The following is a 25192-nucleotide window of genomic DNA, read 5'->3' on the forward strand; positions in this document are numbered from 1 at the left end:
CGCGAGGAGGGCCCGGCCGACGCGGCCGGGCCCTCCTGTCGTGCCGGTGGCGCTACTCCACGCCGCGGATCGGCGGGTGGTGGAACGTGTCGCCGAACGCCCGGTCGCTCGCCCCGACGCGGTCGAGGTACGGCGTGAGGCCACCCATCTGGAACGGGTAGCCGGCGCCGAGGATGAGGCACAGGTCGATGTCCTCGGCCGCGTGCACGACGTCGTCCTCGAGCATGCGGTGCACCTCGTCCGCGAGGCCGGTCTCGACGCGCGCGCGGATCTCCTCCGCCGTCATCGGATCGGTGCCGCCCTTCACGATGCGGACGGCCTCCTTGTCGAAGCCCGTGGGGCGGCCCTTGGCGTCGCGCGAGTAGATCCTCCCGAGGTCCGCCAGCCGGTGCAGGTTGGGGCTCTCGAAGAAGCGGTCGGGGAACGCGGCGTGGTGCGTGTCGAGCACGTGCGCACCCACCTTGAGTCCCACGAGCTCGAGCAGCTCGAACGGCGTCATCGGCAACCCGAACGGCGCGAGAGAGCGGTCGACGACCTCGAAGGGCGTGCCCGTGTCCACCGCGTGCATGGCCTCGCCCAGCACCTTCGCGAGGATCCGGTTCACCACGAAGCCCGGGGTGTCCCGGGTGATGACGGCGTTCTTCCTCAGCGTCCTCGCGACCTGCATCGCCGTCGCGAGCGTCTCGTCCGTCGTCTGCGGCGTGCGCACGACCTCGATGAGCGGCATGACGGCCACGGGGTTGAAGAAGTGGAACCCGACCAGGCGCTCCGGGTTCGCGAGCCGCTCGCCGATGCGCTCGACGGACAGGCTCGACGTGTTGGTCGCCAGGATCGCCGTCGCGGAGACGTGCTGCTCGATCTCGGCGAACACCTGCTGCTTCACGCCCAGCTCCTCGAACACGGCCTCGATGACCCAGTCCGCGTCGGCGAAGTCGGCCTTGTCGGTCGTGCCCGTGACGAGCGCCCGGAGCCGGTTGGCCTCGTCGGGGGAGATGCGCCCCTTCTCGGCGAGCGTGCGGATCTCGCCGTGGATGCCGGCGACCCCCGCGTCGACGCGCGCCTGGTCGAGGTCCGTGATGACCACGGGCACCTGGAGCCTGCGCACGAACAGCAGCGCGAACTGCGACGCCATGAGCCCGGCGCCGACGACCCCGACCTTGGTGACCTTGCGGGCGAGCGCCTTGTCGGGCGCTCCCGCGGGCCGCTTCGCGCGCTTCTGCACCAGGTCGAACGCGTAGATGCTGGCGCGGAACTGGTCGCCCGAGATGAGGTCCGCGAGGGCCTCGTCCTCGGCGGCGAAGCCCTCCTCGCGCGTCGTGCTCCTGGCCGCCTTCAGCAGGTCGAGCGCGCGGTACGGCGACTGGGCGACGGTGCCGATGCGCTGCTCGAGCGACTTGCGGGCGATGCCGACGGCGATGTCCCACTTGGCGATCCGCTCGAGGCGGCCAGGTGCGTTGGGGCGCTTCACCTCGATCGCGCCCGAGATGACGGCGTCGGCCCACCGGACGGACTGCTCGAGGAAGGAGGCGGACGGGAACGACGCGTCGGCGATGCCGAGCTCCATCACGTCCGCGGCCTTCAGCGTGCGGTTGTTCTTGAGCGGGTTCTCGATGATCACCTTGAGCGCGTTCTCGATGCCGATGAGGTTCGGCAGCAGCCACGCCCCGCCCCAGCCGGGGATGATGCCGAGGAAGACCTCGGGGAGCGCGACCGCCGGCACGGACTCGTCGACCGTGCGGTAGTCCGAGTTGAGCCCGATCTCGAGACCGCCGCCGAGCGCGAGCCCGTTGATGAACGTGAACGACGGAACGCCGAGGCGGTGCAGACGGCCCAGGGTGTCGTGCCCGAGCTGCGCCATCTGGCGGCCTACCTCGCGGCTGGGGATCTCGCCGACCTTGCTGAGGTCCGCGCCCGCGGCGAGGATGAACGGCTTGCCGGTGATCGCGACGCCGCGGATCTCCCCGGCGGCTGCCCGGGCGGCGAGGCCGTCGAGCGCGTCCGCGAGCTCCAGCAGCGTGGCCGGCCCGAGGGTGGACGGCCGCGTGTGGTCGCGGCCGTTGTCGAGCGTGACGAGCGCGAACACGCCGCCCGAGGGCAGCGGCACGTCGCGGACGTACGAGTGGGTGACGACCTCGTCGGGATCGAGCGCCACGAGCTCCCGGAAGCGGCTGGTGTCGGTCACTTGGTCCTCTTCCTCTTGCCGGTGAAGTGCGGGTTCTCCCAGATGACGCTGCCGCCCTGGCCGAGTCCGACGCACATCGCCGTGAGTCCGTAGCGGACCTCGGGGTGCTGCTCGAACTGGCGCGCGAGCTGGTTCATCAGCCGGACGCCGCTGGACGCGAGCGGGTGGCCGACGGCGATGGCGCCCCCGTACTCGTTGACGCGCGGGTCGTCGTCGTCGATGCCGAAGTGGTCGAGCAGGCTGAGCACCTGGATGGCGAACGCCTCGTTGAGCTCGAAGAGGCCGATGTCGTCGATCGTGAGCCCGGCCTTGCGGAGCGCCTTCTCGGTGCTCGGCACGGGGCCGATGCCCATGATCTCGGGCTCGACGCCCGCGAACGCGAAGGAGACCAGGGTCATCTTGGGCGTGAGGCCGAGCTCCTTCACCGCGTCGCCGCTCGCGAGCAGGGCGGCCGTGGCGCCGTCGTTGAGGCCAGACGAGTTGCCGGCCGTGACGCGGCCGTGCGGACGGAACGGGGTGCGGAGCCCGGCGAGCCCCTCGAGCGTCGTCTCGGGGCGCATGGCCTCGTCGCGCGTCGCGAGCCCCCAACCGCTCTCCGAGCGGGTCGCTACGGGCACGAGGTCCGGCTGGATCTCGCCGTTCGCGTACGCGAGGGCGGTCTTCTGCTGGCTCGCGAGCGCGTAGCGGTCGGCGCGCTCGCGGGTGAGGGACGGGAAGCGGTCGTGGATCCGCTCGGCCGTGTTGCCCATGTTGAGGGCGTCCTGGCTCACGAGGCGCTCGGCGAGGAAGCGCGGGTTCGGGTCCGCGTCGAAGCCCATCGGGTGGCGGCCCATGTGCTCGACGCCGCCCGCGATCGCGAGGTCGTAGGCGCCGAACGCGATGCCGCCCGCGGTCGCCGTGACGCTCGTCATGGCGCCGGCGCACATCCGGTCGATGGCGTAGCCGGGCACCGAGCGCGGGAGGCCGGCCAGGAGCGCGGCCGTGCGGCCGAGGGTCAGGCCCTGGTCGCCCGTCTGCGTCGTGGCCGCGATGGCGACCTCGTCGATCCGGTCCTTCGGCACCTGCGGGTTCCGCTCGAGCAACCCGATCATGGCCTTGACCACCAGGTCGTCGGCGCGGGTCCGCCAGTACATGCCCTTCTCACCCGCTCGTCCGAACGGGGTGCGTACCCCGTCCACGAAATGGACTTCGGCTCTCTCGACCACTGACGCCTCCTCGCATCGATTTCCCCCACCCTAGGAAGAAGCCGGACGGGAGCCGAATCCGTTGACTGTTCCTACGAGGCCCCGTCGTCGGTCGCGTCGTCGGCTTGGTCGGCATCGACAAAGGCCGCCGCCACCGGAGCGGCCGTCGCCTCGATCTGCCAGGGGCGCGCGCCCCAGGACTCGAGGGCCGTCGCGACGGCCTCGGGCGCGGGGTCGTCGGGCGGCGTCCACGCGACGCGACGCAGGACCTCCGGCGTGAGCAGGTTCTCCTGCGGCACGCCCATCGCGGTCGCGACCTCCTGGACGGCGACGCGGGCGCGCTTGAGTCGACGGTCGGCGGCGGGGTCCTTGTCGGCCCACGCCTTCGGCGGCGGCATGGTCTCGCCCGTGCCGCGCAGCTGCGGGAACTCGGTCGCGGCGAGGCCCCGCTCCACGGCGGCCCACCAGCGGTCGATCTCGCTGCGGCTCGCGCGGCCCGAGAACTCGCGCACCGCGGCGAGGTCGCGCTTGGTCTGCGGCAGGACGCGCGCGACCGCGACGAGCGAGCCGTCGGGGACGAGGCGGCCGGGGCTCGTGTCGACCTCTCGCGCGTAGGCGTCGCGGGCCTCCCACAGCTCCTTCGCGACCGCGAGGTTGCGTCCGCCGCGGACGCCGTGCAGGCCGCTGAGCCGACGCCACGGCTCCACCCGGGCGGGCTTCGCCTCCTTGGCGATGGTCGCGGCGAACTCCTGCTCGGCGATGCCGGTCTTGCCCTGCTCCTCGAGGCGGCGGGCGATCTCGTCGCGCACGTCGACGAGCAGCTCCACGTCGAGCGCGGCGTAGACGAGCCAGGCGCGGGGGAGCGGGCGGGTAGACCAGTCGGCGGCCGAGTGCTCCTTGGCCAGGTGGATCCCGAGCAGCTCCTCCACGACCGTGCCGAGGCCCACGCGGGGCAGTCCGAGCAGGCGCGAGGCGAGCTCGGTGTCGAAGATGCGCTGCGGGTCGAGGCCCACCTCGCGGAGGCAGGCGAGGTCCTGGCTCGCGGCGTGGAGCACCCACTCGACGTCGCGGATCACGGCGTCCAGCTCCGAGAAGTCGCCCACCGCGGGCGGGTCGAAGAGGAAGGTGCCGGCGCCGCGGCGGAAGACCTGGATGAGGTACGCGCGCTGGCTGTAGCGGAAGCCCGATGCGCGCTCGGCGTCGACCGCGATGGGACCTGTGCCCGCGGCGATCGCCTCGACGGCGCGCAGGTACTCCTCGCGGGTGTCGATGACGGTGAGGTCGCCCGTCGCGGCGGCCTCGCGGAGGGGCGTGCGGGCGGGGGCGTCGGTCTCCGTCACCGCGGCGGCGGCCACGACGGGCGTCGGGTCGGGGACGGGATCCGTCGCCGCCCGCCGCGCCCGGGTGCGCGTCCGCGCGACGACGGCGTCGGTGGCGGTGGATCCCGGCACGTCGGAGAACAGCGATGCGCCCATGGCCGGGCGGCTCAGGGCGGCGGGAGTCGGCGGGACGGGAGCGTCGCCGCCGGTCGCGTCGGGGTCGGGGATGTCGGACGGGGCGTTCACGTCCGGGTTCGTCGCGCTGATAGCAGTGTCACTCCTTCGCCCGCGGGAGGGAGCCCTGCGAGCATGCACAGTAGTTCCCCCCAGCCTTCCACATGGGCGGTCACGTCGGCGTCGGCCGGTGTCCACGAGGCGCGCAGCTCGATCTTGGCGCCGCTGCCCTGGCGGGCCAGCTCGCCGTAGCCGGTCGAGATGATCCGGGTGGCGGTCCCGGACGGCGAGGAGTACCGGGCACCGCGGGAGGCGAGGCCGTCGACCAGCCACGACCAGGCGACGTCGGCGAGGAACGGATCCGTCCCCATGTCGGTCTCGAGCGGCGCCTGCGCGAAGCAGACGACGCGGAAGGCGCCGCCCCAGGCGTCCGGCTCCTCGGGGTCGTGCAGCAGGATGAAGCGGCCGGTGCCGAGCTCCGAGTCGGAGGCGTGCCCCGACGGCGAGACGTCGGCGGCCAGCGCGACGGCATACGGCGCCAGGTTGCTCGATGGCGACGGGATCTCGGTCAGCACGAGCTCGGATCGGGTGGTCGCGCGCCGCAGCGCGTCCAGCGCCGCGCGGAACTCGGGCGGATCCTCGGCGCTGTCACGGGTGTCTACCACGTGTGCAGACTATGTTCCGCCGCGCTCCGGCCCGGGAGCCACGCCGCGGCGGTGACGCCCGGGCGCCGCCCTCGATGTCCGCGCGACCAGGGGATCAGCCCCGCCGCATCGCCCAGCGCGCGTAGGTGCGGTGGTCGTCGTCGACGAGCAGCTGCTCGAGCCGCATCGGCGCGTGGATGCCGGAGCCCGCCGGCACGAGCGGCGTCAGCGGCGTCACAAGCTCGGGCGATGTGGTCAGGCAGAGCTCGTCGACCCGGCCGGCGGCGACCAGGGACGCGGCGAGCGCCGGCCCGCCCTCGCACACCACGTGGGTCAGGCCGCGGCCGCGGAGCGCGTCGACGACGTCGTCGCCGGACATCCGCCCGTCGGCCGCGGCGCCCAGGGGCACGGACACGATCTCGGCCGGCACGGCGCCGAGAGTGGCGACGGCGCGGTCGCGAGCCTCGGGCGGGCAGAGCACGAGGAGGCGGCCCGGCGCGGCGTCCGGGTCGAAGCGGTGACCCTCCAGATCGCCCGACGAGGTGGCGACGGCCAGGGGCGTCCGGCGGGGGAGCACGTAGCGCTCGGCGCGCACCGTGCCCGCCCCCACGAGCACGACGTCGGCGAGCTCGCGGATCACGCCGAGGATCCGCCGGTCGACGACGCTGGAGAGGCTGTCGGACGTGCCGTCGGCGCCGATCACGCTGCCGTCGACCGACGCCACGAAGTTGAGGCGGACGTGGCCGGCGGATCCCGGACGGTAGAGGTCCTCCAGCCACTCCCTGGTGCCGTCGTCGTCCAGCCCGCGCGGCGCGGATTCTTCTCCGGCCCCCGGCACGGGGAGGACCCGCGTGATCCTCATCCGGCGAGCCGCTCGCGCACCTGCCGCTTGACCCGCCCGAGCATCGCCGTCATGCCGCGCATGCGCAGCGGCGACACGGCGGCGTCGAGCCCGATGGTGGACGGGTAGTCGTCGGGCACGGCGAGCACCACGTCGGCGGGGAGCCCGTCGAGGCCCTGCGCGAGGATCGACGCGAACCCGCGGCTCGTCGGGGCCTCGGCCGGCGCCTGGGCGTGCACGTGCACGTCGCCGTCGACGACCTCCACGAACATGAACACGGGCGACTGGCACTCCTCCACGCGCTCGAGGAGGTCCGGGTGGTCGGCGTACCGCGCCGGCAGCTCGGGCAGCTCGTTGCTGAAGTCGAGCAGGAGGAGGAGCCGGTCGCGCTGCTCCAGCGCGAGGAAGTCGTCGCGGATCTCGGCGAGCGCCGCGGGCAGCTCGGGGGAACCGGTCATCGGGCGGGCAGCTCCCCGGGCTCGGCGCCCTGGACGATGGGGACGCGCACGGCGGAGCCCCACTCGGTCCAGGAGCCGTCGTAGTTGCGGACGCCCTCGAAGCCCAGCAGGTGCGTGAGCACGAACCACGTGTGGCTCGAGCGCTCGCCGATGCGGCAGAGGACCACGACGTCGTCGCCGTCGCCGAGGCCGGCGCCGTCGCGGTAGACCGCGTCGAGCTCGGCGCGCGTCTTGAACGAGCCGTCCTCCGCCGCGGCCTTCGCCCACGGGACGTTCTGCGACGTGGGGATGTGGCCGGCGCGGAGCGAGCCCTCCTCGGGGTACGCCGGCGCGGTCGTGCGCTGTCCCGTGTACTCCTCGGGGCTGCGGACGTCGATGAGCGGGTTGCCGAGGTGCGCGAGCACGTCGTCCTTGAACGCGCGGATCTCCTCGTCGCGGCGCTCGACGACGGGGTACTCGACGGGGGTGGCCGCCGGCCGGTCGGTCGTGGTCGGGCGGCCCTCGGCGATCCACTTGTCGCGGCCGCCGTCGAGCAGGCGCACGTCCTCGTGGCCGAACAGCGTGAAGACCCAGAGGGCGTACGCGGCCCACCAGTTGCTCTTGTCGCCGTAGATGACGACCGTGCTGTCGCGCGCGATGCCGCGCTCGGACATCAGCTGGGCGAACCGCTCGCCGTCGACGTAGTCGCGCTGGACGGGGTCGTTGAGGTCGGTGTGCCAGTCGAGCTTCACGGAGCCGGGGATGTGGCCGGTCTCGTAGAGCAGCACGTCCTCGTCGGACTCGACGACCACGAGACCGGGCGTCAGGGCGCCGTCCGCGAGGCGCTCCTGGAGCCAGTCGCCGCTGACGAGGCGCTCCGGGTGGGCGTACTCGGCGAACCTGGGGGTGGTGTCCGGCTCGACGGCCATGGGGCTCTCCTGATCTCGCGGCCGGAGGGGCCGCGCTGGGTGGGACGCGGATTAGTCTGGTGGGTGTTCCGCGGGCACCAAGCGCCGCGCGTCGACCACCGTCAACGGTAACGGTTCGGCCCGCACGGGACTTCCCTGCACCGCCACATGACAGCCGGAGACCCACCTGTGACGAACGCCGAGATCGGATCGCCGAGCCACGACGCGGAGGGCACCGCACCGGGCGCGCTCGTCGGCCGCTCCCCGAGCATCACCGGCCAGGAGATCGCCGCGCACCTCGTGCCGCCGCGCCAGTTCGACGACGCCCGGTTCGACACCTACCGGCCCGACCCCGAGTACGACACGCAGGCGCAGGCCGTCGAGGTGCTGCGCGCGTTCTCGGGCGACCGCGCCGGATCCCGCGGCGGCCTGTTCTCGCGCAGGAAGGCGCCCGCCCTGAAGCCCGGCGTCTACCTCGACGGCGGGTTCGGCGTCGGCAAGACCCACCTCCTCGCGTCGCTCTGGCACGCCATGCCGGGACCGAAGTACTTCGGCACGTTCATCGAGTACACGGCTCTCGTCGGGGCGCTCGGCTACCAGGGCGCCGTCGGGATCCTCCGCGGAGCGACGCTCGTGTCCATCGACGAGTTCGAGCTCGACGACCCGGGCGACACCATGATGATGACGCGCCTGCTGTCCGACCTCGTGGCCGACGGCACGCGCATCGCGGCGACGAGCAACACGCCCCCGAACGCGCTGGGGGAGGGGCGCTTCGCGGCGGCGGACTTCCTGCGCGAGATCCAGGCGATGAGCGACCGGTTCGACACCATCCGCATCGACGGACTCGACTACCGGCGCCGCGCCTTCGAGGGCCACGCGATGACGGTGGGCGCCGACGACCTCGACGCGCGGGCCGATGCGGCGCAGGCCGGCGGCCGGGCCGTGACCGTCGACGGCTTCCCGGAGCTCGTCGCGCACCTGTCCCGCCTGCACCCCTCCAAGTACGTGAAGGTCATCGAGGGCGTCGACGTCATCGCGCTCCGCGACGTGACCCAGCTGCAGGGCCAGACCGACGCGCTCCGCTTCGTCGCCTTCGTCGACCGGGTCTACGACGCGCAGATCCCGCTGCTCGCGTCGGGCACGCCGTTCGACGAGGCGTTCTCGGCCGAGATGCTCGCGGGCGGCTACCGCAAGAAGTACCTGCGCGCGATCTCGCGGCTCATCTCGCTCACCGCGGCCGGACGCGACATCTAGCCCACCGCGCTCCGACGTCCCTGGATCGGGGGCCGTCGTGGGCATCCCCGCCGCGGCCGGAAACACGATGTTCACACGCGCGCCACCCGTGTAACGCGCCGGAAACACGTCCGGCGAGCCGGCGAAACCTCGCCCCCCGACACTGGACGCGTACCCGGCATCCGGCTCGCGCCGAACCACCCGACCACACGGGCGGCCGCTCGCCTCCAGTCCGGTGCGACCCCCTGCACGATCTACGAGAGGTGAAACACCATGGATCAAGGCAACACCGCCTTCCTCCTGATCGCCGCGGCGCTGGTCCTCCTGATGACGCCGGGTCTGGCGTTCTTCTACGGCGGGCTCGTCAAGGCCAAGAGCGTCATCAGCATGATGATGATGAGCTTCGGGGCCATGGGCCTCATCGGGCTGCTCTGGGTCCTGTACGGCTACGCCATCGCGTTCGGCAACGGGCCAGACGGCGCGGCGGGCAACCCGCGCTTCGTCGGCATCGACGGCGTCCTCGGGATCGACCTCGGCCAGCTCGGCCTCGGCGACGCGTACACCGCGGCCCTCGGCGACCAGACGTCGGCGTACCCGACGCTCGCCTTCGCCGCCTTCCAGGCCACCTTCGCGATCATCACGGTCGCGCTCATCTCCGGCGCCATCGCCGACCGCGCCAAGTTCGGCGCGTGGATGGTCTTCGCGGGCGTCTGGGCCACGGTCGTCTACTTCCCGGTCGCCAGCTGGGTCTTCAACTTCACGCTCGCCGACGGCGCCACCGTCGACGGCGGATGGATCGCCTACAACGTCGGCGCCATCGACTTCGCGGGCGGCACGGCGGTCCACATCAACGCGGGCGCCGCGGCCCTCGCCCTCTCGCTGGTCCTCGGCAAGCGCGTCGGGTTCGCCAAGGGCATGCACGTGCCGCACAACCCGCCGTTCGTGCTCCTCGGCGCCGGCCTCCTCTGGTTCGGCTGGTTCGGCTTCAACGCCGGCTCCGAGCTCGCGGCCGACGGCATCGCGGCCATCGCGTTCCTCAACACCATCGCCGCTCCCGCCGCCGCGATCCTCGGCTGGCTCGTGGTCGAGAAGATCCGCGACGGCAAGCCGACCTCGGTGGGCGCCGCATCCGGCGCGGTCGCGGGACTCGTCGCGATCACCCCGGCGTGTGCCGCGCTCTCGCCGACCTGGGCCATCGTCCTCGGCCTCATCGCCGGCGCCGTCTGCGCCGTCGCGATCGAGCTGAAGTTCAAGCTCGGCTTCGACGACTCGCTCGACGTGGTGGGCATCCACCTCATCGGCGGCCTCATCGGCACGCTCTACATCGGCATCTTCGCCACGAACGTCGGCCTCATCTACTCGGGCTCGCTCGAGCAGCTCGGCAAGCAGGCCCTCGCCGCGTTCGCGGTGCTGATCTACTCGTTCGTGCTCTCGTACGTCATCGGCACGATCATCCAGAAGACCATGGGCTTCCGGGTGAAGAACGAGGACGAGATCGCGGGCATCGACACGATCGTCCATGGCGAGGAGGGCTACGTGCTGGAGACCTCCGGCCGCTGACCCGCTCAGCCGATCGACCCCGACGGGCGCCGCACCTCGCGAGAGGGCGGCGCCCGTCCGTCGTCCGGCCGCTGTTCGCCCTCCGCGGAGAGCCGTCCCGGACGGGCGGCCGGATGGCGACCCCGCGTACGGTGGGACGGAGCGGTCGGGCGCGCACGTCGGCGCCGCCGCATCCCGTGACCATCGAGACGAAGAAGACGAGAGCACATGGCATCCCCCCTCATCACCCTGAACAACGGCGTCACCATCCCGCAGCTGGGCTTCGGCGTCTTCCAGACCCCGCCCGCCGAGACCCAGCAGGCCGTGGAGCGCGCATTCGAGGCCGGCTACCGCCACATCGACACCGCCGCCGGCTACTACAACGAGGAGGGCGTGGGCGCCGCCATCAAGGCGACGGGCATCCCGCGCGAGGAGCTCTTCATCACCACGAAGCTCCGCAACGGCGACCAGGGCGCGGACAGCGCCCGCAGCGCGTTCGAGGACAGCCGCCGCAAGCTCGGCGTCGACGCGGTGGACCTCTACCTCATCCACTGGCCCTACCCGAAGCACGGCCTGTACGTCGAGACCTGGAAGACGTTCGAGGCGCTGCACGCCGAGGGCCTCATCCGCGCGATCGGCGTCTCCAACTTCCTCCCGGAGCACCTGGAGAAGCTGGCCGCTGAGTCGGATGTCGTCCCGGCGGTGAACCAGATCGAGGTGCACCCGACCTTCCAGCAGCACGACCTCTCGACCTTCTCGGTCGAGCGCGGCATCGAGGTCGAGGCGTACAGCCCGCTCGGCCAGGGCGCCGACCTGGAGTCGGAGATCGTGACGCGCCTCGCGAAGGAGCACGACGCCACCCCCGCGCAGATCGTTCTCGCGTGGCACCTCGCGCAGGGCCGCATCGTGATCCCGAAGTCGGTCACCCCGGAGCGCATCGTGCAGAACTTCCAGAGCATCGAGGTGGAGCTCACGGTCGAGGAGCTGGCTGAGATCGACACCCTCGAGACCGGCACGCGCCTCGGCGCCGACCCGGCGACGGCGGACTTCACGCAGTTCCCGTCCTGATCCACCCGCCGGCATGCCGGCAGAACGACGCCCGCCCGGCGCATCGCCGCGGCGGGCGTCGTCGTGTCGGCACCGCCGCACGACATCGCGCTCGTATCGGGGGCGCGACAGGGCTAGCGTGAGCGACACGACGCTCCCGCAGGCCGGAGGCGAGAGCCTCGGACCCGCCGGAGCGGCCCACCGTCAGGAGCATCGTGATCGATCCCACCGTCCCGCATGCCCGCCTCGCCGCCGCGCTCAGCTCCGTGTCCGAGCGCATCGACGCGTCCGTCGACGCGAGCTGGGACGGGCTCACCGGAGTGCAGATCCTCATCCTCCGGCGGCTCTCGGGCACCGAGCGGATGGACAGGGCGTCCCTCGCGCTCGACACCCGCACCGCTCGCGCCGCCACCGTGCCGAGCCTCGCGTCGCTCATGCAGAAGGGCCTCGTGCTGGAGTCCGAGGACCCCGTCGGGCCCTACCTGCACCTCTCCGACGGCGGACGGGCGCTCCTCCTGGGCGTCCGGACGGCCCGCGCCGAGTGGCTGGAGCAGGCGGCGCGGCTGGCCAGGCCGCCGGTCCACGGCGACGACCTCCTGCGCGCCGCCGCGCTGCTCGAGCACCTCCGCGCCACGGACGACATCTGAGCGGGCACGGCGCGACCCGCGACAGCCGCGGCGACGACCTCGTCGCGCGCCTGCGGGCGGCGGGCTGCGTGTTCGCCGAGGAGGAGGCCGCGCTGCTCGCCGCGGAGGCGGCGGAGCGCCAGCCCGACGACGGCCCCGGAGGCGGGGGATTGGACCGCGCGGACGAGCTCGAGCGGATGACGGCGGCCCGCATCGACGGGGCGCCGCTCGAGGTCGTCCTCGGCTGGGCGGCGTTCGCGGGGCGGCGGATCATCGTGCGGCCCGGGGTGTTCGTGCCGCGCCGCCGCACCGAGCGCCTGGCCCGCGCGGCCGTCGCCGCGGCGCGCGAGGTGGAGGGCCCGGTCGTCATCGACCTGTGCTGCGGATCGGGCGCCATCGCCGCCGTGCTCGCGGACGACGCGACGGGCGCGGTCGTGCACGCCGCCGACGTGGATCCGGTCGCGGTCGCCTGCGCCGCCGCCAACCTCATCCCGCGCGGCGTCGACGTCCACTGCGGTGACCTGCTCGACGCCCTGCCGGACGACCTGCGCGGCCGGATCGACGTCCTCGTCGCCAACGTGCCCTACGTGCCGAGCGCGGGCCTCGCGCTCATGCCTCCCGAGGCGCGCCTCCACGAGCCGGAGGCCACGCGGGACGGCGGAGCCGACGGGCTCGACGTGCTGCGACGCGTGGCACGGGGGAGCGGATCCTGGCTCGCGCCCTCCGGGCTCCTCCTCGTCGAGGTCGCCGACGGACAGCTCGCGGCGGCACTCGACGCGCTCGCGACCGCCGGGCTCGAGGCGCGAGCCGAACCGCTCGCAGCGCCCGCGGACGGCGACGAGGACGACGGCACCCGGGTCGTGACCGGCCGACGTCCACGCTGATCGATCGGCCCGATGTCCCCGGGCCCCATGGCGCGCGGATCATCCGGCAGCCGGTCGCGGACCTCGTTGCCTCCTGTCCACAACCTCCTCGGCGGCCGGTCGGTCCTCCCTAGGGTCGCTGTGTCCCATCCCCGTACGAGAGGCACCAGTGACCTTCACCCCACCCCGTCCCGAGGCGTCCGTCCGCACGACGCCGTCCCTCCCGAACCGCGACGCCCGCCGTCGCCCCCGCCGCGGCCTCGCCGCCCTCGCGTCGGCCGCCGCCGTCCTCACCGCGGTCGCCATCGGCATCCCCGCTGGCTCCGCGTCCGCGGCCGCGCCCAGCACGCCCGTCCCCGGCATGCAGGTCCCCGCCCTCAAGGACGTCCTCGGCGACGCCGGCATCGAGCACGTCGGCGTCGCGATGGGCAGCGGCGAGGTGCAGGGCACCTCGGCCGACCTCATCGCCCGCCACTTCAACGCCATGACCCCGGAGAACGAGGGCAAGGCAGACGCCATCCAGCCCGTCGAGGGCCGGTTCGACTTCTCGGGCCTCGACAAGCTGCTCGACTTCGCGGACGCGCACGACATGAAGATGTACTTCCACGTGGACTTCTGGCCGCCGCAGACTCCCGACTGGTTCTTCCTCGACCACGGTCGTCCGCTCACGAACAGCCCCGCCGACCAGGCGCTGCTCACGGCGCGCATGGAGGCCCACGTCAAGGCGATCTCCGACCACATCGCGGCGAAGTACCCGAAGGGGAACAGCCCCATCTGGGCCATGGACGTCGTCAACGAGGTCATCGACGACGGCCCCAACGGCAACCCGCACGACATGAAGAACACGCCCTTCTTCCGGGTGCTCGGCGAGGGCTTCGTCGACGAGGGCTTCCAGCTCGCCAAGAAGTACTTCCCGGGCGTCAAGCTCTTCATCAACGAGTACAACACCGACTCGCCGAGCAAGCGCGCCGACTACCTCGGGCTCGTCTCCGACCTCCTGAAGCGCAACATCCCGGTCATGGGCGTGTCGCAGCAGAGCCACATCGGGCTCCGCAGCAACATCGAGGAGCTGAGGAACACGATCCACGCGGTGAAGGCCCTCGACCCGGACCTGCTGCAGGCCATCTCCGAGCTCGACGTCGGCGCCTCGCAGGCCGCCGCGACCGGCAACAGCCAGAATCGCGCCCACACGGCGCCGATCTACTCGAACCCCGACGACACCGCCGCGGCCGTGGGCTGGGTCTACAAGGACCTGTTCACGATGATCCGGCAGGAGGCCGCGAACCTCGAGTCGGTCACCTTCTGGGGCTCCGACAACTCGCGGACCTGGCTGCACAGCCCGTCGATCGACCAGCCGTGGGACCAGCCGCTCCCGTTCGGGACCCATCAGGAGGCCATGCCCGCGTACTGGGGCATCGTGAGGCCGGACCTGCTCCCCCCGCGTCCGCCGCTGCCGAAGGGCTGATCACCGCCTGAGCGACCACCGCGGCCCCCGTCCTCCTCGAGGACGGGGGCCGCACTGCGTTCGTTGCCACACGCAACAAAGGTTTTCGAATACCTTGCCCCCCGTAGGGGAGGGTGCCTACGGTGCGAGCATCCGACACCGAAGTCGGAACACATGAGAGGTGTTCGACGATGAGCATTCCCCGCACCAGCCCGCCAGCGTCCGTGGACGTCAGCCGTCCACGCCCGGACCGCAGCAGGTCCGCCGGCGGCCGCACCGCCGGCACCCGTCCCGCCGGCCGCCTGGGCATGGCGGCGATCACCGCGCTCGGCCTCGTCGTGGGCGCAGGCGCCCTCGCCGCGCCGTCCGCACAGGCCGCCGACGCCGCCGCTCCCGCGGGCATCGGATCCGACTTCGAGTCCGGAACGGACGGATGGGCCCCGCGCGGCGACGGCGTCGCGATCGCGCCCAGCACGATCGCGCACACCGGATCCGGCAGCCTGCTCGTGACCGACCGCACGCAGGAGTGGCACGGCGCCGCGCTCGACGTGACGAGCGCCCTCGCCGTCGGCCAGCAGGTCGAGGTGACGGTGTGGGCGCGCCTGGCCGCGGGGGAGGAGCCCGCGTCCCTCAACGTCTCCGTGCAGCGTGACACCGGCGGCGGCAGCGGATACGACGGGGTGGCGGGAGCCGCCGCGCGGGTCACCGCCGACGCCTGGACCGAGCTCACCGGCACGTACACGCTCGGCGGCCCGGTCGACCGGGCGCAGGTCTACGTGGAGGGGACCGTCGGCGCCGACTTCCTCCTCGACGACTTCCAGCTCGGCGAGGCCGTGGCCACGCCCGTCCAGACGGACATCCCCGCGCTCAAGGACGTCCTCGGTGCCCGCGGCATCGAGCACGTCGGCGTCGCCGTCGACGGCCGCGAGACCGTCGGGGCCGGAGCGGATCTTGTGAGCCGGCAGTTCAACGCGTTCACGCCGGAGAATGCCGGCAAGCCCGAGAGCGTCCAGCCGGAGGAGGGGCGGTTCACGTTCACGCAGCTCGACCAGCTGCTCGACTACGCCGACCGGACGGGGACGAAGGTCTACTACCACGTGCTGTTCTGGCACTCGCAGACGCCCGCGTGGTTCTTCCTCGACGGCGAACGCCCCCTCACCGACAGCCCCGCGGACCAGGCGCTGCTGAAGGCGCGCATGGAGGCGCACGTGACGGGCATCGCCGACCACATCGCCGCGCGCTACCCGGACGGGAACAGCCCGATCTGGGCGATGGACGTGGTCAACGAGGTCATCGACGACGGCCCCAACGACAACGCGCACGACATGCGCGACAGCCGCTGGTACCAGGTGCTGGGGGAGGGGTTCGTCGACGAGGGCTTCCGCCTCGCCCGCGCGCACTTCCCGGGGGTGAAGCTGTTCATCAACGACTACAACACGGAGCTGCCCACCAAGCGCGCCGACTACCTCGAGCTGATCTCCGCGCTCGTCGCCCGCGGCGTGCCCGTCGACGGCGTCGGGCACCAGGCGCACGTCGACTTCGCCCGGCCCGTCTCGTGGCTGCGCGACTCCATCCGCGCGGTCGAGCGCATCGACACGCGCCTGCTGCAGGCGATCACGGAGCTCGACGTGAACGCGTCGAACCAGAACGAGGGCGCCGACGTGAGCGGCGCGCCGCAGGATCCGTACACGCCGGTCTACGCGGACGACGCGCAGGCGGGAGCCGAGGTCGGCTACTACTACCGCGACCTCTTCCAGATGATCCGCCAGCAGGCGGCGTCCATCGACTCGGTCACCTTCTGGGGCGTGAGCAACGCGCGCAGCTGGCTGCGCACGTGGCCGATCGCGCGTCCGTGGGAGCAGCCGCTGCCGTTCGACGACGACCTGCAGGCGGCTCCCGCCTACTGGGGCATCGTGGATCCGAGGCAGCTCCCGGCGCGACCCGCGGACCTCTCGGCGCCGCGCATCGCGGACGTGGACGACATCACGGCGGTCGCGACGAGGGCCGCGGGCGTGCGCGTGCCCTACGCCCTGCCATCGGCGATCGACACGCGCGACGGGAACGTGCGGGTGGTGTGCGCGCCGCCCCGCAGCGGGATCTTCCCCGTCGGCACCACCACGGTCACCTGCACCGCGAAGGACCGCGCCGGCAACGTCCGGACGAGCACCTTCGACGTGGTCGTGACGCGCGCCGGCTCGTGACGCGCTGACGCTCGCGCGACGCGGCCCCCGCCTCCTCGCGAGACGGGGGCCGCGTCGCGCGCCGGGATAGTGTCGAGCGATCGCGCGGCGCACCGGATCCCACCCGGAGGAGCGGGTGCCGACGCACTGAGGGGAGACCACCATGGCCACGCAGACCACCTCGATCGCCGTCACCGGCGTCACCGGAGCCGTCGGGGGAGCGGTGGCCCGCCGCCTCGCGGACGCGGGGATCCCGCTGCGCCTCCTCGCGCGCACGCCGTCGCGCGCTCCCGAGCTGCCCGGTGCCACCGCGCACGAGGTGTCCTACGGGTACCGCTCGGCCTCCGTCGCGGCGCTCACGGGGGTGACGACGCTGCTCATGGTGTCCGCTGCCGAGGACGAGCACCGGCGGGCCCAGCACATCGCGTTCGTCGACGCGGCGGCGGAGGCGGGCGTCCGCCACGTCGTCTACACGTCCTTCCAGGGCGCGGCCCCCGACGCGACGTTCACGCTGGCGCGCGACCACCACGCGACCGAGGAGCGGATCCGCGCTTCCGGCATGGCCTGGACGTTCCTGCGCGACGCCTTCTACATCGACTTCGTGAGCCAGCTCGTAGGTGACGACGGCGTGATCCGCGGCCCCGCCGGCGATGGCCGCGTCGCGGCCGTCACACGAGCCGACGTCGCCGAGGTGGCCGCGACGATCCTCCGAGACCCGGGGGCGCACGCCGGTGCCGCCTACGAGCTGACCGGGCCGGAGGCGCTGACGATGGGGGAGATCGCGGCGACGGTCGCCGTCGCCCAGGGTCGCACGGTCACGTACCGCGACGAGACCCTCGAGGAGGCGCGCGCGTCGCGAGCCGTCTGGGGCGCGCCCGAGTGGCAGCTCGAGGCCTGGATCAGCACGTACACCGCCATGGCCGCCGGCGAGATGGAGCACGTGAGCGGCGACGTCGAGCGCGTGCTCGGACGCCGGCCCACGAGCCTGGCGGAGTTCCTGGCGGTCGAGGGCGGACGGGACGCCAGCGACCCCGCGGACATCGACCAGAGCTAGAGGCGCTCGCAGACCGACCTGATGATGATGCTGAAGCGCGCCAGGCGCGGATCCCGCTGCGGGGACCACGTGACGTAGAGCTCCGGCGAAGGACCGTCACCGGTCACGTGCACCTGGTCGTCGTCGACGTCCTCATGCGTGAGCCCATGGCGCATCCACACGGTCCGGAGCTCCTCGAGGACCTGCGCCTGCGGCTGCGGCTCGTCCAGCTGGACGTACAGCTCCTGCGCCTGACCCGCGTCGCCGGTCGGGCCCATCACCGTCCGGTCCGAGCAGACCTCGATCCCCGTGAACGCCACGATCTCGGGCACGGCCTCGCGTGTGCTCACGTCCGTCCACGCCGCGGCGCCGCCTTGCGTGGCGAGCAGCTCCTCCGCGAGCTCGAGGGTCGCGGCGTCCTGCTCTCGAGCCACGGCCGCCGGGTACGTCCGCGGGATCTGCACGCAGCCCGTCACGGCGAGCGTCACGGACACCGCGATGGCCACCGACGCGACGACACGCGGACGGGAGCGGCGGGGGATCGCCATGTCCCCGTGATCCCGTGATGCGGCCCGCGGAACGCCGTCGAGGTCCGACGACCGGCGCCTCGACCGGGGTCCCTCGTCGAGACGCGCGACGGGGCTGCGACTCTTTCGGTGGAGGGCCTGCGGCAGTCGGCCGTTCGCGCGAGCCAGGCACCCGACATCCGCCCTACATGACATAATGTGCATTATCGGCGCATAGCCATGCGGCCGAAAGGGGTCACGTCCGAGCTGCTCATGGTTCGCGGGACAGCACCTCGCGCGCGACGTCCACCAGCTCGGCCGGCTCGACGGGCTCGTCCGTCGCAGCGAGCTCGTCGAGCGCGAACCAGCGGTGCGCGTGGATGTCGTCGAACTCGTCGGGCATCCAGTTGTCGGACACCGGCGCGAACGCTGAGGTGCGCACCAGGTAGAACGTCGAGTGCCCGGTGTCGAGGTCGCCGTCGATGCGACGCCGCGCGTAGTCGTGCTCCCAGACCGGCTCGCCGACGGACTCGACGCGCAGGCCGGTCTCCTCGAACAGCTCGCGGCGGGCCGCCTGGGCGGGCGACTCCCCCGGGTCGATCCCGCCGCCGGGCGTGAGCCAGCGCGGCGGCAGGTCGATGTCCGTGGAGTAGTTCGTGAGGAAGAGCAGCAGCCGGTCGCGCTCGTCGACCAGCAGGATCCGTGCCGTGTCGCGGACGTGCCGCACGACCTCGCCGTCGGTCATCGCGCGCCGCCGGCGACCGGCACGACCGGCAGGTGATTGGCCCACCAGTCGAGGATCGCCTCGAAGCGCTGCACGCGGTGGCGCGGCCGACCGGATCGGCTGAGCTCGTGGTCCTCGCCCGGGAAGACGAGCATCTCGGTCTCGACGCCCGCGCGCACGAGGGCCAGGTGGTACCGCTCGGCCTGCGACAGCGGGCAGCGCAGGTCGTCCTCGGAGTGGACGACGAGGGTCGGCGTGCGCACCTGGTGCGCGAACGCCTGCGGGCTCTGCGCGCGGCGCGTCTCCTCGTCGTGGCCCGTGTACTCCTCGCCGAAGAACGTGCCGATGTCGCTCGTGCCGGTGAAGAGCTCCGGGTCGAGGAACCCGCGCTCGACGATGGCGCCCTGGAAGCGGTGCTCGTGCGCGATGGTCCAGGCCGTGAGGTAGCCGCCGTAGGAGCCGCCCATGATGCCGGCGCGGGATCCGTCGATGGAGTCGTGCACGGCGATCGCGCCGTCGAGGAAGTCGAGCACGTCGTGCATGTCGACCGTGCCCATGCGCTCCTTGATGACGCGGCCGTGGGCCTGGCCGTAGCCGGCGGCGCCGCGCGGGTTGCACAGGAGCACGGCGTAGCCGGCATCGGCGTAGACCTGCGCCTCGTCGAAGAGGTGCACGCCGTATGCCGCGTACGGTCCGCCGTGGATCACGAGGAGGACCGGGTGCGGCCCCTCCCCCTCGGGCAGCACGACCCAGCCGTGCACCGGGTAGCCGTCGCGGCCCTCGACCACGAGCTCGTGCAGCGGCCGGATCCCCGTCTCCCGCAGCGGCGCGGAGAAGTCGGTGAGCGGCACGAGGGCGGATCCGGCGTCGGGCGCGCGGTCGGTGCGCACGAGCGCGAGGTCGCCGTGCGTGCGCGGGTCGGTGAGGGCGACGACGACGGCCCCTCCCCCGACGCCGACGCCCGTGACCTCCACCTGGTCGTCGACGAGCGCCTCGACGGCGCCGTCCGCGGTCACGCGCAGCAGCTGCACGGTGCCCCGCGATCCGTTGAGCACGAGGACGGCGTCGCGGTCCTCGACCGTGATGCCGCTGCCGCCGAGATCGACCGTCTCGGCGTCCGTGAGGACGCGGGGCGCGGCGTCGTCTGCATCGAGGACGTAGAGCGCGGTGTTGCGGGCGACGAAGTCGACGCCCGTCTCCCCCAGCTCCTGCGCCAGCAGGTAGATCCGGCCGCCCTCGACGGACGCGACCTCCGCGATGCCGAGCCCGGCCTCGTGCGAGACGACCGTGCGGACCTCGGGCACGCCGCTCGAGACGTCACCGGGACCAGGGACGGCGACCGCGTACGCACCCGAGAGCAGGTCGTCGTCACGGCCGTCGTGGCGCGAGGCCACGAACACGACCTCGGAGCCGTCGGCGGAGAAGCGCGGCGCGTCGTGGTCGACGGGCTCGTCGGTGAGGCGGACGATCGGCGGCACGCCCGCGCGCTCGGCGGCGGAGGGCTTCGCGTCGGCGCCGTCCCCGCGCACGGCGGGATCCGCAGCATCCGGGTAGCCGGACGGGACGGCGGCCACGAAGGGCTCCGCGTCCAACGCAGGCAGATCGACGAGGAAGAGCTGGGTGTGCCGGTCCGTGGACCAGCCGAGGCCGTTCGCGAGGTACTTCGTGGTGGTGATGCGGCGGGCGGGCTCCGCCGCCGCCGACACGCCCTCGACGCTCCCGTACCGCCCGGGCTCGGCCACGCGCGACGCGTAGACGAGACGCGAGCCGTCGGGCGACCAGTCGAACGCGCCGACACCGAGCAGCTCGTCGGTCAGCGCGACCGGCTCCCCTCCGGCGGCGCGGACCACGTGAAGCTGCGGCGGCCCCTTCGGCTCCGCGCGGAGGAACGCGATGACCGACCCGTCCGGCGAGAGCCGCGGCGCGGTGTCGCGGAAGCCGCGCGTGATGCGGCGTGGCGGCGCGGATCCGTCGGTGGTCACCTCCCACAGCTGGCCGGTGTACGCGTCGGCGTGCACCCGCGGGCGCGTCACCGAGACGACGGCCAGGCGGCCGTCGGGCGATACGGCGGGGCGGGAGACGGAGGTGAGGAGGTCGAGATCCGTGGTCTTCATCGGATCGAGCCTAGCCCCGGGCCGTCGCCCGGACCCGGGTCACTCGGGGCGGAAGCTGCTGGTGTCGCCGACGAGGCGGAGGTGGTCGGCGGGGATCGGGTCGACGACCGCGCGCGCGACCTCGGCCGCGAACTGCGAGACGTTGTAGAGGCCCCCGGACGCCTCCTTGCGCTCCTGGATGGCCTCGGGGTTCATGCGGCTGAGGAGCGTGGCCGTGATGGTGCCCTCGATCATGTCGCCGGAGACGACGACGAAGCCGATGCCCCGCTCGTCGAGCTCCGGGATGAGCTCACGCAGGGCGTCCTCCCCCGCGCGCTTGCTGCGCGCGACGGCCTCGTACTCGGGCATCGTCTCGGTGGTGCGGATGAAGTGGGCCTGGTGGCTCGTGACGAAGACGACCCGGCCGCCCTCGGTCAGCAGCGGCAGCGCGCTGCGCAGGACGTTCAGCTGCGCGTCGCGGTTGAGGGTCATGGCGTAGTCCTCGGCCATGCCGCTCTCCATGCCGCCAGACGCGTTAAGCACGAGCACGTCTAGACCGCCGAGGTCTGCGCGGACGGTCTCCATGAGGCGGTCGACGGACTCGGGATCCGTGAGGTCCGCCCCGACCGCGATGGCCTTCGTGCCGCCCTCGACCAGCTTCGCGACGAGCTTCTCGGCGCGCGCGGCCTTGTTGCGGTAGTTGACGACGACGTCGGCGCCCGCCTCGGCGAGGTACGCGACCGTGTCGGCGCCGATGCCGCGGGAGGAACCGGTGACGAGCGCGCGTCGGCCGCGGAGCTCGTCGGGGGCGAAGGGGCGGATCTCGTCGACGGTGCTCACAGCGGTACTCCTCCAGGGGTGCGCGCCGATGCGCGCGACGGGTCGTCCGGCGAGGGACGGGGCGGGACGGGCCGCGCGGGCGGGACACACGCGGACGGCCAGGAGAGCCTATCGCCCGCCGTCCGGGCGGTGGGCTAGGTTCGGGGCATCCGGTCCACGGAGCGAGGGAGCAGCGGGTGACGGTCCTGCTCGACGACCACGCGTGGATCGCCTGGCTCGCCCTCATCGTCACGGGGGTCGTCGTGGAGATGCGGCGGCTCGACCTGATGGGTCTCTGCGGCGGCGTCGCGGCTCTCGCGGCCCTGCTCTCCGGCCTCGTGGGCGCGCGCTGGTGGCTGCAGGCGGTCGTCGCGCTCGTGGCCGCGGCCGCTCTGCTCGGATCCGCGCGACCGGCGCTGCTCCGCGCCCTCCCCGTCGAGGGCCGTCGCGAGCGCGACGACCTCGGACCGGGCGACCCAGCTGCCGTGGACGACGACGACGAAGATCGGCCCGCATGACGCGCAGCGCCTGGTTCGACGGCGCCGTGCCCCGCGTCCTCGCGCACCGCGGGTGGACCGGATCCGGTGCCGTGGAGAACACCCTCGACGCCTTCCGCGCGGCGTGGGAGCTCGGCGTGACCCACCTCGAGACGGACGTGCACGTCACGGCCGACGGCGCGTGCATCCTCTGGCACGACGCCGACCTCCGACGCCTCACGGGCCGCCCCGGTCGCGTCCGCGACGCGACGCTCTCGGAGCTGCGCGCCATCGACCTCGGGTCCGGCGCGCGCGTCGCCACGCTCGGCGAGCTCCTGGCGGCCCTGCCCGACGCGCGGCTGAACGTCGACGTGAAGGGCCGGGACGCCCCAGCCGCCGCCGCTCGGGCGATCCGCGACGCCGACGCCGTCGACCGCGTGCTCCTCACGTCGTTCTCGGGCTCCCGGCGACGACGCGCGCTGGCCCTGCTCCCCGGCGCTGCGACGTCCGCCGACGCGGGTCGCCTCGTCCTCGCGGTCCTCGGCGCGCGGCTCGCGCTCGCGCCGGTCGTGCGCCTCGCCCTCCGCGGCGTCGACGCCGTGCAGATGCCCTGTCGGGTGATCGGGATCCGCACAGTGTCGCCCGTGATGGTCGGCCGGCTCGCCCGCGCCGTCCGCGAGGTGCACGTCTGGACGGTGGACGACCCCGACGAGATGATCCGCCTGGTCAGGTCGGGGATCCACGGCGTCGTCACCGACCGGCCCGATCTCGCGCTCGCCGCCATCGGCGGCAGGGACTGGGATTCGCCTGGGAACCGGGAGTCCTGAGAAAGGATCCTCACAGCCGCACGGTTTACAACGGGGAGTGCATCGCGAGAGGAGACCACCATGGCAGATCGCAGCTTGCGCGGGATGCGGCTCGGGTCCACGAGCCTGCAGAGCGAGGAGGGCGTCAGCTTCTCCCCCCGGCAGAGGAAGACGTACCGCACGACCGACGGCACCACGTTCGAGGTCGTGTTCTCGGCCGACGCCGAGGTCCCCGAGGTGTGGGAGTCGCCGAAGAGCGGCTTGGAGGGACGCCTCCTCGACGCCGAGGGCGCACCCGTCGCCCACGACGAGGTCGAGGCGAAGGTCCCCCGGAGCCACTGGGACATGCTGCTCGAGCGCCGGACGCGCGCCGAGCTGGAGGAGCTCCTCGAGGAGCGCCTCGCCACCCTCCGCGCGCGGCGCGGTCAGCACCGCATCGGCGCCTGACCCGACCCCTCCGCTCGCGAACCGGACACAGGAGCACCCCTCGGCACAGCCGGGGGGTGCTCCTGTGCGTGCGGGCGGTGCGGCCCGTCAGCGCGCGGCTCGGCGCCCGCGGCGCCCGAGCGAGATGCCGGAGACGGCCAGAGCCCCGAGGCCGAGTCCCGAGACGAGCCACTCGATGTCGCGCCCCACGAGGATCGCCGGCGTGACGACGTCGGCGGTCGGCACGTCGACCACCATCGACCCGGCGGTGAACCAGGGCAGCCGGTCGATGTCCCGCCCGTCCGGGCCGACGATCGCGCTGGTGCCGACGGTCGAGATGTTGACGACGCTGCGACCCGTCTCGAGCGCGCGCATCCGGGCGATCGCCAGCTGCTGCACGCTCTCGTCGGTGCGGCCGAAGTCGGCGTTGTTCGACTGGGCGAGGATGAGGCCAGCGCCCTCGTGGACCATGTCGGTCGTCAGCTGGTCGTCGACGATGTCGAAGCAGATGGCGATGCCCGCGGTGATCCCCGCGACGTCCATCACCTGATCCGTGGTGCCGGGCGTGTACTCGCGCTGGATGAGGCCGATGAGGTCGGGCGCGAACGGCTCCCAGAACGCGCGGTCGGGCACGTACTCGCCGAAGGGGACGGGGTGCTTCTTGTCGTAGTGGTCGGTCGCCCCTCCCCCGGTCCAGACGAGCGACTCGTTGTAGTAGCGGCCGTCGCGCTCGGTGACGGTGCCCACGACGAGCGGGGCGCCGAGGCGCGCGACCACGCGGTCGAGGGCGGCGGCCGAGCCGGGGTCCCGCAGCGGATCCGCGTCCGCCGCGTTCTCGGGCCACACCACCATGTCGACGCCGGCGTCCGACGGGATCTCCGCCGTCGCGGCGAGGTGCGCGCGCAGGATGTCGCCGTAGCGCGCGCCGTCGAAGTACCCGGCCTTCGCGTTCCCCTGCACGGCGGCGACGCGCGTGGTCCCCGTCGTCGTCACGGGGAACGCGGGCACGACGAGCACGAGGGCGACGGCGATCCCCGCGACGAGCGCCCGGGACGCGCGCCGCACGCGCTCCTCCGCGGCGAGCTCGAGCAGCAGCGCGACGAGGAGCACGAGCACGAAGGAGAGGCCGGAGAGGCCGAGCCACGTCACGAGGGGCGCGAAGGGGCTCTCCGACTGGGACAGCGACACGCGTCCCCAGGCGAAGCCGCCGTAGGGCCAGACCGCGGAGATCGCCTCGCGCGCGGTCCACAGCCCGGCGATCGCGACCGGCAGCAGCACCACCCGGCCGACGACCGTGGGGAACGCGCGCGGGATCCAGCGCGTCGCCGTGGCGATGGCGACCGCCCCGGTGGCGACGAACAGCGACTCCAGGGCCGACAGCGCGATCCACGGCACCGGCCCGAGGTACAGCGACGCCCACTCGATGTGCGTGAGGTAGAAGGCGAGCCCGGCCACGAGCCCGATGAGGAACGCGGGACCGGGACGCCTGCCACGCAGCGCGAGGAGCACGAGCGCGATCCCGGGGAACACGAGCGGCCACAGCCCGCGGTCGGGGAACGCCGCGTCCATGACCGGTCCGGAGGCCGCGGCGGCGAGGAGCGCGCCCCACAGCGGCAGCGGCGGACGGACGGGCTCCACGGGCGAGGGCATGAGGAGGGGGCGCTCCCGACGGGGAGCCCGGGCGAGCG

The 25192-nt window shown here is 73.1% G+C and carries 23 protein-coding genes; 11 read left to right on the plus strand and 12 right to left on the minus strand.

Features of this window, described 5'->3' with window-relative positions:
• Nucleotides 1-52: 52 nt before the first annotated feature.
• The 7 genes from NL142_RS08755 to NL142_RS08785 form a co-directional block, all read right to left on the minus strand.
• Nucleotides 53-2182: a 3-hydroxyacyl-CoA dehydrogenase NAD-binding domain-containing protein gene (locus tag NL142_RS08755; RefSeq protein ID WP_435078861.1), complete on the minus strand. Its 2130-nt coding sequence runs from the start codon at nt 2180-2182 to the stop codon at nt 53-55.
• On the minus strand, nt 2179-3387 hold the full coding sequence (locus NL142_RS08760; RefSeq protein WP_194682530.1) for a thiolase family protein: 1209 nt from the start codon (nt 3385-3387) through the stop codon (nt 2179-2181). The genes NL142_RS08755 and NL142_RS08760 overlap by 4 nt, the downstream gene beginning before the upstream one ends.
• 71 nt (nt 3388-3458) lie before the next feature.
• Entirely contained in the window at nt 3459-4931 is a 1473-nt protein-coding gene (locus NL142_RS08765) for a ribonuclease D (RefSeq protein WP_435078864.1), read from the minus strand.
• Entirely contained in the window at nt 4928-5524 is a 597-nt protein-coding gene (locus NL142_RS08770) for a DUF3000 domain-containing protein (RefSeq protein ID WP_119373099.1), read from the minus strand. The genes NL142_RS08765 and NL142_RS08770 overlap by 4 nt, the downstream gene beginning before the upstream one ends.
• A 94-nt stretch (nt 5525-5618) precedes the next feature.
• On the minus strand, nt 5619-6365 hold the full coding sequence (locus NL142_RS08775) for a dihydrofolate reductase family protein (RefSeq protein WP_435078866.1): 747 nt from the start codon (nt 6363-6365) through the stop codon (nt 5619-5621).
• The gene (locus tag NL142_RS08780) at nt 6362-6802 is read right to left on the minus strand and encodes a SufE family protein (RefSeq protein ID WP_043586825.1); all 441 of its coding nucleotides are present in this window, start codon (nt 6800-6802) and stop codon (nt 6362-6364) included. The genes NL142_RS08775 and NL142_RS08780 overlap by 4 nt, the downstream gene beginning before the upstream one ends.
• On the minus strand, nt 6799-7710 hold the full coding sequence (locus NL142_RS08785) for a sulfurtransferase (protein WP_435078869.1): 912 nt from the start codon (nt 7708-7710) through the stop codon (nt 6799-6801). Before NL142_RS08785 ends, NL142_RS08780 begins: the two co-directional genes overlap by 4 nt.
• A 168-nt stretch (nt 7711-7878) precedes the next feature.
• Here NL142_RS08785 and zapE point away from each other — a divergent pair, with 168 nt between their 5' ends.
• The 8 genes from zapE (at nt 7879) to NL142_RS08825 (ending at nt 17675) form a co-directional block, all read left to right on the plus strand.
• Complete coding sequence (zapE, locus tag NL142_RS08790; RefSeq protein WP_435078871.1) at nt 7879-8943, plus strand: cell division protein ZapE; 1065 nt, start codon at nt 7879-7881, stop codon at nt 8941-8943.
• A gap of 252 nt (nt 8944-9195) precedes the next feature.
• Nucleotides 9196-10482 (plus strand): ammonium transporter, encoded by a 1287-nt coding sequence (locus NL142_RS08795; protein ID WP_012038357.1) that lies wholly within the window; start codon nt 9196-9198, stop codon nt 10480-10482.
• A gap of 207 nt (nt 10483-10689) precedes the next feature.
• Nucleotides 10690-11529 (plus strand): aldo/keto reductase, encoded by an 840-nt coding sequence (locus NL142_RS08800; RefSeq protein ID WP_194682525.1) that lies wholly within the window; start codon nt 10690-10692, stop codon nt 11527-11529.
• A gap of 194 nt (nt 11530-11723) precedes the next feature.
• The gene (locus NL142_RS08805) at nt 11724-12155 is read left to right on the plus strand and encodes a MarR family transcriptional regulator (protein WP_435078874.1); all 432 of its coding nucleotides are present in this window, start codon (nt 11724-11726) and stop codon (nt 12153-12155) included.
• Nucleotides 12152-13018, plus strand: coding sequence for a putative protein N(5)-glutamine methyltransferase (locus NL142_RS08810; protein WP_435081589.1), 867 nt, complete (start codon nt 12152-12154; stop codon nt 13016-13018). The genes NL142_RS08805 and NL142_RS08810 overlap by 4 nt, the downstream gene beginning before the upstream one ends.
• Nucleotides 13019-13166: 148 nt before the next feature.
• Nucleotides 13167-14462, plus strand: coding sequence for an endo-1,4-beta-xylanase (locus tag NL142_RS08815; RefSeq protein ID WP_194682523.1), 1296 nt, complete (start codon nt 13167-13169; stop codon nt 14460-14462).
• 170 nt (nt 14463-14632) lie between these two features.
• On the plus strand, nt 14633-16642 hold the full coding sequence (locus tag NL142_RS08820) for an endo-1,4-beta-xylanase (RefSeq protein ID WP_435078877.1): 2010 nt from the start codon (nt 14633-14635) through the stop codon (nt 16640-16642).
• Nucleotides 16643-16784: 142 nt separating this feature from the next.
• Nucleotides 16785-17675, plus strand: coding sequence for an SDR family oxidoreductase (locus NL142_RS08825; RefSeq protein WP_435078879.1), 891 nt, complete (start codon nt 16785-16787; stop codon nt 17673-17675).
• On the opposite strand, the gene NL142_RS08830 is transcribed toward NL142_RS08825, so the two are convergent.
• The 4 genes from NL142_RS08830 to NL142_RS08845 form a co-directional block, all read right to left on the minus strand.
• Nucleotides 17672-18202 carry a hypothetical protein gene (locus NL142_RS08830; protein ID WP_435078881.1) on the minus strand — a complete coding sequence of 177 codons (531 nt, stop codon included), beginning with the start codon at nt 18200-18202 and terminating at the stop codon, nt 17672-17674. The genes NL142_RS08825 and NL142_RS08830 overlap by 4 nt on opposite strands.
• 229 nt (nt 18203-18431) lie before the next feature.
• Nucleotides 18432-18905, minus strand: coding sequence for an NUDIX hydrolase (locus NL142_RS08835; protein WP_435078883.1), 474 nt, complete (start codon nt 18903-18905; stop codon nt 18432-18434).
• Nucleotides 18902-20998 carry a S9 family peptidase gene (locus NL142_RS08840; RefSeq protein WP_435078885.1) on the minus strand — a complete coding sequence of 699 codons (2097 nt, stop codon included), beginning with the start codon at nt 20996-20998 and terminating at the stop codon, nt 18902-18904. Before NL142_RS08840 ends, NL142_RS08835 begins: the two co-directional genes overlap by 4 nt.
• A gap of 39 nt (nt 20999-21037) precedes the next feature.
• Complete coding sequence (locus NL142_RS08845; RefSeq protein WP_435078887.1) at nt 21038-21817, minus strand: SDR family oxidoreductase; 780 nt, start codon at nt 21815-21817, stop codon at nt 21038-21040.
• A gap of 176 nt (nt 21818-21993) precedes the next feature.
• Here NL142_RS08845 and NL142_RS08850 point away from each other — a divergent pair, with 176 nt between their 5' ends.
• Genes NL142_RS08850 through NL142_RS08860 form a run of 3 tightly spaced genes read left to right on the plus strand, consistent with a single transcriptional unit; the run spans nt 21994 to nt 23525 of the window.
• Entirely contained in the window at nt 21994-22314 is a 321-nt protein-coding gene (locus tag NL142_RS08850; protein ID WP_194682510.1) for a hypothetical protein, read from the plus strand.
• Nucleotides 22311-23099: a glycerophosphodiester phosphodiesterase family protein gene (locus tag NL142_RS08855; protein WP_435078890.1), complete on the plus strand. Its 789-nt coding sequence runs from the start codon at nt 22311-22313 to the stop codon at nt 23097-23099. Before NL142_RS08850 ends, NL142_RS08855 begins: the two co-directional genes overlap by 4 nt.
• A 60-nt stretch (nt 23100-23159) precedes the next feature.
• Nucleotides 23160-23525 carry an RNA polymerase-binding protein RbpA gene (locus NL142_RS08860; RefSeq protein WP_012038371.1) on the plus strand — a complete coding sequence of 122 codons (366 nt, stop codon included), beginning with the start codon at nt 23160-23162 and terminating at the stop codon, nt 23523-23525.
• 87 nt (nt 23526-23612) lie between these two features.
• On the opposite strand, the gene lnt is transcribed toward NL142_RS08860, so the two are convergent.
• Nucleotides 23613-25154, minus strand: coding sequence for an apolipoprotein N-acyltransferase (gene lnt / locus NL142_RS08865; RefSeq protein WP_435078892.1), 1542 nt, complete (start codon nt 25152-25154; stop codon nt 23613-23615).
• Nucleotides 25155-25192 lie beyond the last annotated feature (38 nt).

The sequence above is a fragment of the Clavibacter quasicaliforniensis genome (assembly GCF_051201715.1).
GTDB classification, from domain to species: domain Bacteria; phylum Actinomycetota; class Actinomycetes; order Actinomycetales; family Microbacteriaceae; genus Clavibacter; species Clavibacter seminis.